Here is a 14215-nt window from a genome sequence, read left to right as displayed (position 1 = left end):
GCTTGATTTCGATCAAGGAGTCATGCTCCGACCTGCGTTACGCCACCGGTGCAAAGTTCAACAAGTTCGCTGTATTTTTTCATATTTTTGACACAAAAGTCAGCTATTGACCGCAGGTTCACAGCGGCACCATGGCCGGATAGCTGAAGCCGGCAAAGTGCGCAAGATTCAGGCCGAAATGGCACAGTACAGCGGCGAAAAGGCCGCCATAACGGTAGGCCAGGCCATAACCGACACCGGCCAGGCCGGCCAGCAGCACCCATTGCCAGCCGCCGCCCAAATGAGCCAGGCCAAACAATGCTGCGGCCAGCAGTAGCGCCAGGTTCTGGTTCCTCAATAGACGTTGCAGGCCGCCCTGAATGTAGCCGCGAAACAGCAGCTCTTCCGTCAGGCAGACCAGCAACAGGTTGTTCATCGCCCAGATCCAGCCTTGCTCCGGCCACTTCGGCGCCCAGGCGACCATCCCCATCAGCCAGGCGCCACCCAGGCACAGGGCGCTCACCAACGGCAGGGTCAGGGCCAGGCTTGCGAACGGGCGCTTGTTGTTCAGCGCAAGCACCCACGGGCAGGCCAGCAACAGCCAGAAGCCGATCAGGGGCTTGTCCAGGTTCAGGTACATGGAAAAGGGCAGGGCTTCGCTGCTCAAGCGCAGCTTGTCGATGACTTTGGCGCTCATGAAACCCGGCAGCAGGTGCAGCGCCAGGGCGATGGCCAGCAGCACGAACAGGGCATGGCCAACCAGTTTTTGCCAGAGGCTGGCACGGCGCACCAGCAGGCCGGCGCAGAGCAGGGCAATCAGGCTGGGCAGGGCCAATAGGCCGAGATTGCCTTTGAGCAAGGCGAAGAGATAACCGAGGCCGAGCAGCGCCAGGCCGATCCATTGCGGGGCAAGCATGAGACATCCTTTGAAAAGCAAAACGTGAACCCTTCGACTGCGCTGCTGCGCTCGAGGACACGCCTGTCTGCCATCCTTTGGCCATTAGTGCTTATCGTACGTTGTCTGCAGCCTAAGGCAAAGGCCCGGTCACAGGGGACCGGGCCGTTTCTTCAGGCTGCGATCAATTGCCGCAGAACATAGTGGAGAATGCCGCCTGCCTTGAAGTACTCGACTTCATTGAGGGTGTCGATGCGGCACAGCACCTGGACCTGTTCCTGGCGGCCATCCTCGCGGGTGATCTGGAGGGTCAGGGTCATGTGCGGCTGCACTTGGGCTTGGCTCAGGCCGAGGATGTCGACACGTTCGCGGCCGTCCAGGGCCAGGCTCTTGCGGTTCTGCCCAGACTGGAACTGCAGGGGCAGTACCCCCATGCCCACCAGGTTGGAGCGGTGGATACGTTCGAAGCTCTCGGCCAGCACCGCCTTGACCCCCAGCAGGTTGGTGCCCTTGGCGGCCCAGTCGCGGCTCGAGCCGGTGCCGTACTCCTGGCCGGCAATCACTATCAATGGCGTGCCGTCGGCCTGGTAGCGCATGGCCGCGTCGTAGATCGCCAGCTTCTCGCCAGTGGGTACATAGAGGGTGTTGCCGCCTTCTTCACCACCGAGCATTTCGTTGCGGATGCGGATGTTGGCGAAGGTACCGCGCATCATCACATCATGGTTGCCCCGGCGTGAGCCATAAGAGTTGAAGTCGCGCGGTTCCACGCCCTTGTCACGCAGGTAGCGTCCGGCCGGGCTGTCGGCCTTGATGTTGCCGGCCGGGGAGATGTGGTCGGTGGTCACCGAATCCCCCAGCAAGGCCAGGACCCGGGCGCCCTTGATATCCTCGATCACCGGCAGCGGTCCGGTGATGTTGTCGAAGAAAGGCGGATGCTGGATGTAGGTGGAATCGTCCTGCCAGACATAAGTGGCCGCCTGCGGTACTTCAATGGCTTGCCATTGGGCGTCACCGGCGAACACTTCGGCGTACTCCTTGTGGAACATTGCGGTATCGACGCTGGCCACGGCGTCGGCGATTTCTTGCTGGCTTGGCCAGATGTCGCGCAGGTACACCGGCTGGCCATCTTTGCCGTCGCCCAGCGATTCACGGCTGATATCGATGCGCACGCTGCCGGCCAGGGCGTAGGCGACCACCAGGGGCGGGGAGGCCAGCCAGTTGGTTTTCACCAGCGGGTGTACGCGGCCTTCGAAGTTGCGGTTGCCAGACAGCACCGAGGCAACGGTAAGGTCGGTACCGGTAATGGCCTTTTCGATGGCGTCATCCAGCGGGCCGGAGTTGCCGATGCAGGTGGTGCAGCCATAACCCACCAGATCAAAGCCCAGGGCATCCAGGTACCGAGTCAGGCCTGCGGCCTTGTAGTAATCGGTCACCACTTTAGAGCCCGGTGCCAGGGAGCTCTTGACCCAGGGTTTGCGCTGCAGGCCTTTTTCCACCGCTTTTTTCGCGACCAGGCCGGCCGCCATCATCACGCTGGGGTTGGAGGTGTTGGTGCAGGAGGTGATCGCGGCGATGACCACGGCGCCGTTTTTGAGCACATGGTGCTGGCCCTGGTGCTCGTAGCTGACTTCGCCGGCCTGGTCGGCATTGCCCACCGCCACGCCGCCACCGCCTTCGCTTTCCAGGCGGCCCTCTTCCTTGCTCGATGGCTTGAGCTGCAGGCCGATGAAGTCATCGAAGGCCTGGCTGACATTGCCCAGGGCCACACGGTCTTGCGGGCGCTTGGGCCCGGCCAGGCTGGCTTCGACTTCGTGCATGTCCAGGGCCAGGGCGTCGGTGAACACTGGCTCCTGGCCGGGCAGGCGCCACAGACCCTGGGCCTTGCAGTAGGCCTCGACCAGTTTCACTGTGGCTTGCGGTCGGCCGGACAGGCGCAAGTAATCGAGGGTGATCTGATCGACCGGGAAAAATCCGCAGGTGGCGCCGTATTCCGGGGCCATGTTGGCGATGGTGGCGCGGTCGGCCAGGGGCAGGTCGGCCAGGCCGTCGCCATAAAATTCGACGAACTTGCCGACCACACCTTTTTTGCGCAGCATCTGCGTCACGGTCAGCACCAGGTCGGTGGCGGTGATGCCTTCGCGCAACTTGCCGGTCAGCTTGAAGCCGATCACTTCCGGGATCAGCATCGAAACCGGCTGGCCAAGCATGGCCGCCTCGGCTTCGATACCGCCCACCCCCCAGCCGAGTACGCCCAGGCCGTTGATCATGGTGGTGTGCGAGTCGGTGCCGACCAGGGTGTCGGGGAAGGCGTAGGTGCGCCCGTCTTCTTCACGGGTCCAGACCGTGCGGCCCAGGTACTCGAGGTTGACCTGGTGGCAGATACCGGTGCCCGGTGGCACCACGCTGAAATTGTCAAAGGCGTTCTGGCCCCAGCGCAGGAAGGCGTAGCGTTCGCCATTGCGCTGCATTTCGATGTCGACGTTCTGGGCAAAGGCCTCTTGGCTTGCGTAGCGGTCGACCATGACCGAGTGGTCGATGACCAGGTCCACCGGCGACAGTGGGTTGATCCGCTGTGGGTCACCGCCAGCCTTGGCCATCGCTGCGCGCATGGCGGCGAGGTCGACCACCGCCGGAACGCCGGTGAAGTCCTGCATCAGTACCCGCGCCGGGCGGTACTGGATCTCGCGGTCCGAACGCCGCTCCTTGAGCCAGTGGGCCAGGGCCGAGAGGTCGCCGCTGGTGACAGTCTTGCCATCTTCCCAGCGCAGCAGGTTTTCCAGCAGCACTTTGAGCGACATCGGCAGGCGCTGCAGGTCGCCAAGTGACTTCGCGGCATCGGGCAGGCTGTAATAGTGGTAGAGACGGTCATCGACCGTCAGGGTCTTGAGGGTTTTCAGGCTATCGAGCGAGGGCATTACCAACTCCTTCTGTGCCGGTGAACGGCAATCTTCCCTGCTGTCGCCGGTTCACCGCCTCTGTAACGGTCCGCACGGCACGGACCTGGCTGAACGGTCAGGTTAGCCCTGTTTGGCGCACCTGACCAAGTTCTGGACCGGCAGCAAGTGTCGCAGGTTCCGAACTTCCTTTATCATTTGCCGATTTACCGGCGCTGTGTACTGCGCCCGGTCAGGGTTGGCGTGATTGGGCGCCGGCCGTCCTGGAGTGAAGATGAATACCCTGTTTATGCATTGCCGGCCCGGTTTCGAAAGTGAAGTCTGTGCCGAAATCGCCGAGCACGCCGCACGCCTGAACGTCGCCGGCTACGCCAAGGCCAAGCCGCAGAGTGCCTGCGCCGAGTTCATCTGCAACGATGCCGAGGGTGCCGAGCAGATGATGCGCGAGCTGCGTTTTGCCCAGCTGATCTTCCCCCGGCAATGGGCCCGTGGCGCGTTCATCGAACTGCCGGAAACCGACCGCATCAGTGTGCTGCTCGAGGCCCTGGCCGAGTATCCGCAGTGCGGCAGCCTGTGGCTGGAGGTGATGGACACCAACGATGGCAAGGAGCTCTCGACCTTCTGCCGCAAGTTTGAAGTACCGCTGCGCAAAGCCTTGAGCAAGGCCGGACGGCTGGTTGAGGACGCACACAAGCCACGTTTGCTGCTGACTTTCGTCAGTGGCCGGCGGGTGTTTGTCGGGCTGGCGGCGGCAGACAATTCGGCGATGTGGCCGATGGGCATCCCGCGCCTGAAGTTCCCCCGCGAGGCGCCAAGCCGTTCGACGCTCAAGCTGGAAGAGGCCTGGCACCACTTCATCCCGCGCGAGCAGTGGGATGCGCGGCTGTCAGACGACATGACCGGGGTTGACCTCGGCGCTGCGCCGGGCGGCTGGACCTACCAGCTGGTCAAGCGCGGCATGCTGGTGACCGCCATCGACAACGGGCCCATGGCTGAAAGCCTGATGGACACCGGCCTGGTCCAGCACCTGATGGCCGACGGCTTCACCTACAAGCCCAAGCAGACCGTGGACTGGATGGTCTGCGATATCGTCGAGAAACCGGCGCGCAGCGCCGCCTTGCTGGAAACCTGGCTGGGCGAGGGCTTGTGCCGCGAGGCGGTGGTCAACCTCAAGCTGCCGATGAAGCAGCGCTATGCCGAAGTGCGGCGCTTGCTCGAGCGCATCGAGGAGGGCTTCAAGGCGCGCAAGGTCAAGGTCTCGATCGGCTGCAAACAGCTGTACCACGACCGCGAAGAAGTGACCTGCCATCTGCGGCGCCTGGATCTGAAGCCGCGGTGAGGCTGTGGGAGCGGCGATGCGGCGCTCCTACAGGATGACCTTGCCAGCGGCATGAGCGACAATAGCTGATTGTTTCCGGAGTTCTACATGACTGACTTCATCCCAGATGCCGTCCTCGACGCCACCGGCCTCAACTGCCCGGAGCCGGTGATGATGCTGCACCAGCACATTCGCGACCTGACCCCCGGTGGCCTGCTCAAGGTGATCGCCACCGATCCCTCGACCCGTCGCGATATCCCCAAGTTCTGCGTATTCCTCGACCATGAGCTGGTCCAGCAGCAGGAAGAGGCGGGCACTTACCTGTACTGGATCCGCAAGAAGCTCGACTAACGCTTTTCAGCGCGGCGAATGTGCTTGGCGCTGCTGCGCGCCAGGCGAATCGCCAGCATCAACGCCGCGCACGTGAGGCCGGCAATCAGGCCTTCCCACAGGCCGTTCGGGCCGCTGGCCGGGCCGAACAGATCGGTCAGGCCCAGCAGGTAGCCCACCGGCAAGCCGATGCCCCAATAGGCGAACAGGGTCAGGATCATGGTCACCCGGGTGTCCTGGTAACCGCGCAGGGCACCGGCAGCGATCACCTGGATGGCGTCGGAGAACTGATACAGCGCGGCGTACACGATCAGCATCGCGGCAATCTGGATCACTGCCGTGTCCGGGGTGTAGATCGAGGCGATCGGTTCGCGCATGAGCAGGATCAAGCTGGCCGAGAAACACGCGAACACCAGCGCTGCGCCCAGCCCGACCAGGGCAGCAAAGCGCGCCTGGCGAGGCATTCCGGCGCCGACGGCCTGGCCGACGCGTACGGTCACCGCCATCCCCAGCGAATACGGAATCATGAACAGCAACGAGCTGATGTTCAGGGCAATCTGGTGCCCGGCCACCACGGTCGGACCGAGGCTGCCGATCAGCAGGGCAATCACCGCGAAAATGCTCGACTCGGCAAACACCGCAATGCCAATCGGCAAACCGACGCCGACCAGGCGCTTGATCACCGGCCACTGCGGGCGCTCGAAACGTACCAGCACCCGGCTCCGGGCATAGGCCGGTGCCCAGCGGGTCCAGGCGGCCATGCTCAGGGCCATGAACCACATGACGATGCCGCTGGCCCAGCCGCAACCGACGCCGCCCAGGGCCGGCAGGCCAAAGTGGCCGTAGATCAGCACGTAGTTCAACGGAATGTTCAGCAACAGGCCGGACAAGCCGATGACCATGCTTGGCCGGGTGCGGCCCAGGGCATCGCTGTAGCAGCGCAAGACGTAATAAAGGGCGACACCGGGGAAGCCGAAAGCGATGCCCTGCAAGTAACCCATGCTCGGCGCCACCAATTGCGGGTCGACCTTCATCACTTCAAGGATCGGCTCGGCGCTGAGCAGCAGGCCACTGCCAATCAGGCCGACGCATGCCGCCAGCCACAGGGCCTGGCGTACCAGCGGGCCGATCTCGGCATACTGGGCGGCGCCAAAGCGCTGGGCCACCTTGGGTGTGGTCGCCAGCAGGGTGCCGGTCATCAGCAAATACACCGGAATCCAGATCGAGTTGCCCAGGGCCACTGCGGCCAGGTCGCGCGGGCTGACCCGGCCTGCCATCACCGCATCGACAAAGCCCATGGCGGTGGTGGCCAACTGGGCAATGATGATCGGCGTTGCCAGCATCAGCAGGCCGCGCAACTCGGTGCGGATGCGCGTGGAGCGCGACAAGGCATGGGGGGAGGTATCGGCGGTCATGGGTGTCACAAGGCAGGCGTCCACAGTAAAGATGGGCAAAGCCGGCTAGTCTACGCCTTGACGCAACGGTCAGGAACCTCGCCTGCTTGTGGAACACTCAGGCCTTATCGGCCTACACTGCGCTCCCTGATAGGAGAGCGCCATGCTGATTGTTGCTGACGAGAATATCCCGCTGCTCGATGCTTTTTTTGCCGGCCTCGGCGAGATTCGCCGCTATCCAGGGCGCGCTATCGATGCGGCCTGTGTGAAGGACGCCGACGTGTTGCTGGTGCGTTCGGTGACCAGGGTCGATCAGGCCCTGCTCGAAGGCAGCAAGGTGAAATTTGTCGGCACCTGCACCATCGGCACCGACCATCTGGCCCTGGATTACTTCGCGCAAGTGGGGATTCACTGGTCCAGCGCACCAGGCTGCAATGCCCGTGGGGTGGTCGACTATGTGCTCGGCAGCCTGCTGACCCTGGCCGAGCTCGACGGCGTCAGCTTGCCGGCGCGCACCTATGGGGTGGTGGGTGCGGGTGAGGTCGGTGGGCGTCTGGCCGAGGTGCTGCGTGGCCTGGGCTGGCAGGTGCTGGTCTGTGATCCGCCGCGTCAGGCGCGCGAAGGCGGTGATTATGTGAGCCTGGAGCAGATCATCGAGCAGTGCGATGTGATCAGCCTGCACACGCCGCTGACCCACAGTGGCGAATTGCCAACCTGGCACTTGCTTGGCCAGGCGCAACTGGCGCGCCTGCGCCTCGGTGCCTGGTTGATCAATGCCAGTCGTGGCCCTGTGGTCGACAACCAGGCCCTGCGCCAGCTGCTGCATGAGCGCGATGATATCCAGGCGGTGCTCGACGTCTGGGAAGGCGAACCCCAGGTCGACCTGGCCCTGGCCGACCTCTGCGTGATCGCCACCCCGCATATCGCCGGCTACAGCCTGGACGGCAAGCAGCGCGGTACGGCGCAGATCTATCAGGCGTTCTGTGCCTGGCGTGGCGAGCCTGAGCAGGTGCAACTGGCAGACCTGTTGCCACAGCCGTGGCTGGCCGAAATTGCCTTGCAAGCCGAGACTGATCCGGCCTGGGCCCTGGCTACCCTGTGCCGCGCAGTGTATGACCCGCGCCGAGACGATGCCGATTTTCGCCGTAGCTTGAGCCGCGACCCGGCGCAGCAGAAGGCCGCCTTCGACAGCCTGCGCAAGCACTACCCGCCGCGCCGCGAAATCGAAGGCCTGGCCGTGCGCCTGCACGGTGACGCGCCGCAATTGGCGCAGATGGTCCGCGCCTTGGGTGGCGTGCTGGTGTAAATCGCGGGCAGTAAAAACCCGGTGCTGGCGCCGGGTCAGAAACTTCGGCGGGGTCAGGCTTTCTTGGCGGGCTCTTTGCGGCTTTCATCCAACTGCTTGCAGGCGCGTTGGACCATCTCTTCGGTGATGACGATCTCTTTACCATCCGGGTCGATGATTGAGCCGCCGACGGGGGTCTGCGGGTTCGGTGCGGTTTTTGGCTGGGGTTGGCTATTGCCGTGTTGCAAGCTCATTTCCTGTCTCCTCATCAGGTTGCAAGCTCAGACTAGAATCGCCTCGTGACCGGCCTGTGACAGCTCTTTTGATTATCACTGTGCGACCTTTGCAGTCCACCAGAAAGCCGAGTAAAGCTCCAGTAGTACTTTAGACCGAAACGGTCTACCTCGCTCTAGGCTGGGTCTTACATATACAGATTTTTATTCTGACGCCCGATCCGTTCCCGGAGTTCCTTGGCACAGGTCCTGCGGTCCGGTGTAGGCTGCTGCAAACAGCGGACAAATGGCGTATTCCATGCTCAACCGGTTTTCTCTGCGTCAGCGCCAGGCCCTGCGTCTGGGCTGGCGCTTTATTTATCCCTACCGTAAACAGGCGCTGCTGGCGCTGCTGGCACTGGTCATCACCGCGGCAATCACCCTGTCCATGGGCCAGGGCATCCGCCTGCTGGTCGACCAGGGCTTCATGACCCAGTCGCCGCACTTGCTCAACCAGTCCATCGGCTTGTTCCTGCTGTTGGTGCTGGCTTTGGCCATCGGCACCTTCAGCCGCTTCTACCTGGTGTCATGGATCGGTGAGCGTTGCGTTGCCGACATTCGCCAGCAGGTGTTCGATCACCTGGTCTACTTGCACCCGGGCTTTTTCGAGAGCAATCGCAGCTCGGAAATCCAGTCGCGGCTGACCGCCGATACCACCTTGCTGCAATCGGTGATCGGCTCGTCGTTGTCGCTGTTCCTGCGCAATGCCTTGATGGTGTTGGGCGGGATCGTCCTGCTGTTTGTCACCAACCCCAAGCTCACCAGTATTGTGGTGCTGGCCTTGCCGCTGGTGCTGGCGCCGATCCTGATCTTCGGTCGGCGCGTGCGCAGCCTGTCGCGGCAAAGTCAGGACCGGGTTGCCGATGTCGGCAGCTATGTGGCTGAAACCCTCGGGCAGATCAAGACCGTGCAAGCCTACAATCACCAGGCCAGCGACCAGTTGCGGTTCGGCACTACGGTCGAGGCGGCCTTCGAGGTGGCCCGCAAGCGCATCCTCCAGCGAGCCTGGCTGATCACCCTGGTGATCGTGCTGGTGCTTGGCGCGGTGGGTGTGATGCTCTGGGTTGGCGGCATGGATGTGATTGCCGGGCGCATCTCCGGTGGCGAACTGGCAGCCTTTGTGTTTTACAGCCTGATCGTCGGTAGCGCCTTCGGCACCCTCAGTGAAGTTATCGGTGAGTTGCAGCGGGCGGCGGGGGCCGCCGAGCGGATTGGCGAACTGCTGGCAGCAACCAGCGAAATTGTCGCCCCGACTCAAGACCTGCAGCGTTCAGCGCCGCGGGTCAGCGGCCGGGTCGAGTTGCAGTCCGTGGGTTTTGCCTACCCGTCACGGCCGACGCCACCTGCCATCGATGGCTTGAGCCTTGTTGTCGAGCCAGGCGAAACCCTGGCCCTGGTCGGGCCATCGGGGGCGGGTAAGTCGACGCTGTTCGACCTGCTGCTGCGTTTTTACGACCCGCAGCATGGGCGGATCCTGCTCGACGGCCAGGACATCAGCCGTCTTGATCCCCAGGACCTGCGCCGTCACTTTGCCCTGGTGGCGCAGAGCCCGGCGCTGTTTTTCGGCACGGTGGAAGACAATATCCGTTACGGGCGTGCCGATGCCACGGTCGAGCAGGTCGAGGCGGCGGCCCGCAGCGCCCATGCCCATGAGTTCATACTGCAGTTGCCCAAGGGGTACCAGACCCATCTGGGTGATGCTGGCCTGGGTCTCTCGGGCGGGCAGCGCCAACGCCTGGCGATTGCCCGGGCGTTGCTGGTGGATGCACCTATCCTGTTGCTCGACGAAGCCACCAGCGCCCTCGATGCCCAGAGCGAGCACCTGATCCAGCAGGCCCTGCCAACCTTGATGAGCGGGCGCACCACCCTGGTGATCGCCCACCGGCTGGCCACGGTGCAGCACGCCGACCGCATTGCGGTGATTGATCAGGGCCGTCTGGTGGCCATCGGTACTCATCGGCAGTTGATTGTCGAGAGTCCGTTGTACGCCCGTTTGGCGGCGTTGCAGTTCAATACCGTGACGGATTTGTGACAGTTCGGCGCAGGCTGTCACATTTCTGTAGCAATCACTTGAGACTATCTGTTACAGCTGTTGCGTAATGCTCGAACCTGGCTGCTATCGATCGATGGCAGCTTTTTTTTGGCCTGCTATCAGTGGCCAGTGAACGAGGACAGGGACGTCTTTGCCTGGTCGGCGCTGCTTGCGTCGCTCCCTCATTCCTTGTTCCGGGACTCTTTCGATGTTGCGTAAATCCCTCAGAGTGCAAATTCTTGCCTTGCTCGGCGGCAGCCTGCTGGCGATCCTTTTGATTGCCCTGGTGTGCTTCCAGTTGCTGTCGTCCAGTGTGCGCGGCTACGGCCAGTTGATTGACGGGCCGCTACAGGCGTCGCAGTTGATCGATGAAGCCAACCTGCAGTTCAAGGTCCAGGTGCAGGAGTGGAAGAACGTGCTGCTGCGTGGCAAGCAGCCGGCTGAACTGGACAAGTACTGGCAGCAATTCCTGGCCCGTGAACAGCAGGTACAGGGCATTCTTGAGCAGCTGATCGAGGTCAGCGAACCATCGCTCAAGGCGCGTGCCGAGCAGCTCAAAGCCAGCCATCGGCAGTTGGGTGAAGCGTATGCACGTGGCCGCCTGGCGTTTCTGGCGGCCGGTGGCGACCCGGTAGCGGGCGATCAGGCGGTCAAAGGCGTGGACCGTGCGGCCAGTGAGCAGATGAGTGATCTGGTCAGTCAGTTGCGCAACGATGCCCAGGCCCGTGCCGAGACCATCAGCCAGTCTGCCGAGCGCACGGTGTGGCTGGGCTTGCTGGTGATGTTCGGCTCAGCCGCGCTGGTCGGGCTGTTCAGCCTATGGCTGGTCAACCGCAGCCTGATCGAGCCGATCCGTGGCCTGATCGACTATGTCGCCCAGTTGAGCCAGGGTCGCTTCGAGGCGCGGGTCGCCAGCGACCGTCAGGATGAGCTGGGACGGCTGGCAGTGGCGGCCAACACCCTGCGCGATTTTCTCGCCGACACCTTCAGCCGCCTGCAGCGCAACGCCGCGGAGCTGGACGGCGCAAGTGGCGAGTTGCGCGGTATCGCCAGCAACATGGCGCGCGGCACCGGCGATCAGTTCCAGCGTACTGATCAGGTTGCGACGGCCATGCACGAAATGTCCGCGACCGCCCAGGAAGTCGCCCGCCATGCCGCCGACGCGGCCCGTGCCGCCGACCAGGCCGACCATAGCGCCCAGGCCGGTGAGCAGGTGATGCAGGCGACGATCAATACCATCGCCGTGGTCAACCAGGAAATCGCTGGCACCGCCAAGGTGATTCGCCATCTGGAAGCCGACAGCGCCCGCATCGGCAAGGTGCTCGAGGTGATTCGCGGCATTGCCGAGCAAACCAACCTGCTGGCGCTCAATGCCGCGATCGAGGCAGCAAGGGCTGGTGAGGCCGGACGCGGCTTCGCCGTGGTCGCCGATGAGGTGCGTAGCCTGGCCCAGCGCACGGCGGCGTCGATTGCCGAGATCAACCAGATTATCAGCGCCGTGCAGTCTGGTGCCGTGGAAGCGGTCAAGGCCATTGAGAGCGGACAGCAGCGTAGCGAGGAGGGTGCCGAGCAGGTGCAGCAGGCCGGGCAGATGCTGCAGCGTATCACCGTGGCGGTGGAGGCGATCCGCGACATGAACCGGCAGATCGCCACGGCGGCTGAAGAGCAGACCAGCGTCGCCGAGGACATCTCGCGCAACCTGGTGGAAATCACCCGTATTGCCACCACCAACCAGCAGGCCGTGCAACAGACCGAACAGGCTGGGCAACGCTTGCACGGGTTGTCCGGGCAGCTCGGTGAAGTCACTGCGCGGTTGAGTGCCTGAGTAAAGAGGGGGAAATCCGCCACATTCTGCCGAAAGCCCCTGGCAATGTGGCGGATTACCGCCAGCTAAACCGTTAAAGTTAGGGTGCGACGACTCGTCCTAGCTATTAGCCGTTGGTCTTGTAATAGTTGGCCCGTTTCATGCTTTAAGGCGAGCCACCCTGACGCCGGCGGCATTGCCCCGAGTCTGGCGTGACGACCGTTCCCGATCCATCGAACAACCCCAGCCGCCATCCATTGCCTGTGCATCCGGCCAATTGCCTGAGCACCAGCTACGCTAAGCCATGGACTGCGCGAGCAACAACAAGAATCCGGGCGTGCACTACGGGACCTGCGGTCATTGCCAATTACTTCACTTCAATTGGATTGAACTATGAAAAAAATCCTGCTGACGCTCCTGTGCCTGAGTGTCATCGGTTGCTCCAAGCCCAGTGAGCCCGAGAAAACCGTAGACGTGCTGCTGATCGGCGGCGGTATCATGAGTGCAAGCCTGGGTACCTACCTCAACGAGCTGGAACCCGGTTGGTCGATCGATATCTACGAGCGCCTGGACAAGGTCGCCGAAGAAAGCTCCAACGCCTGGAACAACGCCGGTACCGGTCACTCCGCGTTCTGTGAGCTGAACTACACCAGCGAAGGTGCCGACGGCAAGATCGACATCAGCAAGGCGGTGGGTGTCAACGAGCAGTTCGAGATCTCCAAGCAGTTCTGGGCCTACCAGGTCGAGCAGAACGTGCTGAGCAACCCCAAGTCGTTCATCAACAACGTGCCGCACATGAGCTTCGTTTGGGGCGACAAGAACGTCGAGTTCCTCAAGAAGCGTCATGAAGCCCTGCAGCACAGCTCGCTGTTCCGTGGCATGGAGTACTCCGAAGACCACGCGCAGATCCAGAAGTGGGTACCGATCGTGATGGAAGGCCGTGCCGCCGACCAGAAGATCGCTGCCACCCGCATGCCGATTGGTACCGACGTAAACTTCGGCGAGATCACCCGCCAGTTGTTCGCCTCGCTGACCAAGCATGACAACGTCAAGCTGCACGTCCAGCACGAAGTCCGTGACATTGTGCGCAACGCTGACAACACCTGGACCGTGGTCGTTGCCGACCTGGCCAACAAGGGTGTCGAGAGCAGCATCAAGGCCAAGTTCGTCTTCATCGGTGCCGGTGGTGGCGCCCTGAAGCTGCTGCAGAAGTCGGGCATCCCTGAAGCAGACGGCTACGCCGGCTTCCCGGTGGGCGGCCAGTTCCTGATGACCGACAACCAGGACATCGTTGCCCGCCACAAGGCCAAGCTGTACGGCAAGGCCTCGGTGGGTGCGCCGCCGATGTCGGTTCCGCACCTGGATACCCGCGTGATCGATGGCAAGGAAGTGCTGCTGTTCGGTCCGTTTGCCACCTTCTCGACCAAGTTCCTGAAGAACGGCTCGCTGCTGGACATGTTCGCTGCGCTGACTACCCACAACATCATGCCGATGACTCACGCCGGCATCGACAACATCGACCTGAGCACCTACCTGATGGGCCAGTTGATGCTGAGTTTCGATGACCGCATGACTGCTCTGCGCGAATACTTCCCGAACGCCAAGAACGAAGACTGGAAACTGCTGCAAGCCGGTCAACGTGTACAGGTGATCAAGAAGGATCCTGAGCACGGTGGCATTCTGCAGTTCGGCACCGAAGTCGTTGCGGCCCAGGACGGCACCATCGCTGCGCTGCTGGGCGCATCCCCAGGTGCATCGACCGCTGCGCCGATCATGCTGACCGTGCTGGAAAAGACCTTCAAGGATCGCATCAAGACCCCTGAATGGCAGGCCAAGCTGAAGGAAATCGTTCCGACCTATGGCCAGAAGCTCAACAACAACCTTGAGCTGACCAACAAGACCCGTGAGTGGAGCAGCTCGCGTCTGAACTTGCTGTACGTTCCGGTACTGCCGGAAGCGGCCCCTGCAGTACAGGCTGAGCCTGCGCTGTAAGCTGTTGCTGTGCTGGAAAC

10 protein-coding genes and 1 pseudogene are annotated in these 14215 nt (G+C 62.6%); 7 read left to right on the top strand and 4 right to left on the bottom strand.

Features of this window, described 5'->3' with window-relative positions; translation table 11 throughout:
* Positions 1-118: 118 nt before the first annotated feature.
* Positions 119-895 (bottom strand): CPBP family intramembrane glutamic endopeptidase, encoded by a 777-nt coding sequence (locus EXN22_RS19055; protein ID WP_130265529.1) that lies wholly within the window; start codon positions 893-895, stop codon positions 119-121.
* A 152-nt stretch (positions 896-1047) separates the two neighbouring features.
* Complete coding sequence (acnA, locus tag EXN22_RS19050; RefSeq protein ID WP_130265528.1) at positions 1048-3789, bottom strand: aconitate hydratase AcnA; 2742 nt, start codon at positions 3787-3789, stop codon at positions 1048-1050.
* Between the two features lie 253 nt (positions 3790-4042).
* Here acnA and rlmM point away from each other — a divergent pair, with 253 nt between their 5' ends.
* Both rlmM and tusA read left to right on the top strand, forming a co-directional pair.
* Positions 4043-5107 carry a 23S rRNA (cytidine(2498)-2'-O)-methyltransferase RlmM gene (gene rlmM, locus EXN22_RS19045; RefSeq protein WP_130265527.1) on the top strand — a complete coding sequence of 355 codons (1065 nt, stop codon included), beginning with the start codon at positions 4043-4045 and terminating at the stop codon, positions 5105-5107.
* Between the two features lie 87 nt (positions 5108-5194).
* A complete protein-coding gene (gene tusA, locus EXN22_RS19040; protein ID WP_130265526.1) occupies positions 5195-5437 on the top strand; it encodes a sulfurtransferase TusA in 243 nt (80 codons plus the stop codon).
* On the opposite strand, the gene EXN22_RS19035 is transcribed toward tusA, so the two are convergent.
* A complete protein-coding gene (locus tag EXN22_RS19035) occupies positions 5434-6831 on the bottom strand; it encodes an MATE family efflux transporter (protein ID WP_130265525.1) in 1398 nt (465 codons plus the stop codon). The two genes, tusA and EXN22_RS19035, sit on opposite strands and share 4 nt — an antisense overlap.
* Before the next feature lie 142 nt (positions 6832-6973).
* On the opposite strand from EXN22_RS19035, the gene pdxB reads away from it, so the two are divergent.
* Positions 6974-8116: a 4-phosphoerythronate dehydrogenase PdxB gene (pdxB, locus tag EXN22_RS19030; RefSeq protein WP_130265524.1), complete on the top strand. Its 1143-nt coding sequence runs from the start codon at positions 6974-6976 to the stop codon at positions 8114-8116.
* Positions 8117-8169: 53 nt separating this feature from the next.
* Here the strand turns inward: pdxB and EXN22_RS19025 are convergent, their stop codons facing one another.
* Entirely contained in the window at positions 8170-8349 is a 180-nt protein-coding gene (locus EXN22_RS19025) for a PA1571 family protein (RefSeq protein WP_130265523.1), read from the bottom strand.
* Between the two features lie 277 nt (positions 8350-8626).
* Between EXN22_RS19025 and EXN22_RS19020 the strand changes: the two genes are divergently transcribed.
* The 4 genes and pseudogenes from EXN22_RS19020 to mqo all read left to right on the top strand — a co-directional run bounded on the left by EXN22_RS19020 (position 8627) and on the right by mqo (position 14195).
* On the top strand, positions 8627-10399 hold the full coding sequence (locus EXN22_RS19020) for an ABC transporter transmembrane domain-containing protein (protein WP_130265522.1): 1773 nt from the start codon (positions 8627-8629) through the stop codon (positions 10397-10399).
* Between the two features lie 208 nt (positions 10400-10607).
* Positions 10608-11291: pseudogene (locus EXN22_RS26750) on the top strand (methyl-accepting chemotaxis protein); the annotation flags it as partial.
* 165 nt (positions 11292-11456) lie between these two features.
* Entirely contained in the window at positions 11457-12224 is a 768-nt protein-coding gene (locus tag EXN22_RS26745; protein WP_407691978.1) for a methyl-accepting chemotaxis protein, read from the top strand.
* A 372-nt stretch (positions 12225-12596) separates the two neighbouring features.
* Positions 12597-14195: a malate dehydrogenase (quinone) gene (gene mqo, locus EXN22_RS19010; protein WP_130265520.1), complete on the top strand. Its 1599-nt coding sequence runs from the start codon at positions 12597-12599 to the stop codon at positions 14193-14195.
* Positions 14196-14215 lie beyond the last annotated feature (20 nt).

The organism is Pseudomonas tructae, assembly GCF_004214895.1.
GTDB lineage: Bacteria > Pseudomonadota > Gammaproteobacteria > Pseudomonadales > Pseudomonadaceae > Aquipseudomonas > Aquipseudomonas tructae.
The sequence above is the reverse complement of the archived record's forward strand: the minus strand, read 5'-3'. Positions and strand labels throughout refer to the sequence as shown.

Excerpts from the sequence above, each read along its gene's own strand:
- EXN22_RS19025 (WP_130265523.1), bottom strand. The coding sequence starts at position 8,349 with ATGAGCTTGCAACACGGCAATAGCCAACCCCAGCCAAAAACCGCACCG.
- tusA (WP_130265526.1), top strand. The coding sequence starts at position 5,195 with ATGACTGACTTCATCCCAGATGCCGTCCTCGACGCCACCGGCCTCAAC.
- acnA (WP_130265528.1), bottom strand. The coding sequence starts at position 3,789 with ATGCCCTCGCTCGATAGCCTGAAAACCCTCAAGACCCTGACGGTCGAT.
- EXN22_RS26745 (WP_407691978.1), top strand. The coding sequence starts at position 11,457 with ATGGCGCGCGGCACCGGCGATCAGTTCCAGCGTACTGATCAGGTTGCG.
- EXN22_RS19035 (WP_130265525.1), bottom strand. The coding sequence starts at position 6,831 with ATGACCGCCGATACCTCCCCCCATGCCTTGTCGCGCTCCACGCGCATC.
- EXN22_RS19055 (WP_130265529.1), bottom strand. The coding sequence starts at position 895 with ATGCTTGCCCCGCAATGGATCGGCCTGGCGCTGCTCGGCCTCGGTTAT.
- rlmM (WP_130265527.1), top strand. The coding sequence starts at position 4,043 with ATGAATACCCTGTTTATGCATTGCCGGCCCGGTTTCGAAAGTGAAGTC.
- mqo (WP_130265520.1), top strand. The coding sequence starts at position 12,597 with ATGAAAAAAATCCTGCTGACGCTCCTGTGCCTGAGTGTCATCGGTTGC.
- pdxB (WP_130265524.1), top strand. The coding sequence starts at position 6,974 with ATGCTGATTGTTGCTGACGAGAATATCCCGCTGCTCGATGCTTTTTTT.
- EXN22_RS19020 (WP_130265522.1), top strand. The coding sequence starts at position 8,627 with ATGCTCAACCGGTTTTCTCTGCGTCAGCGCCAGGCCCTGCGTCTGGGC.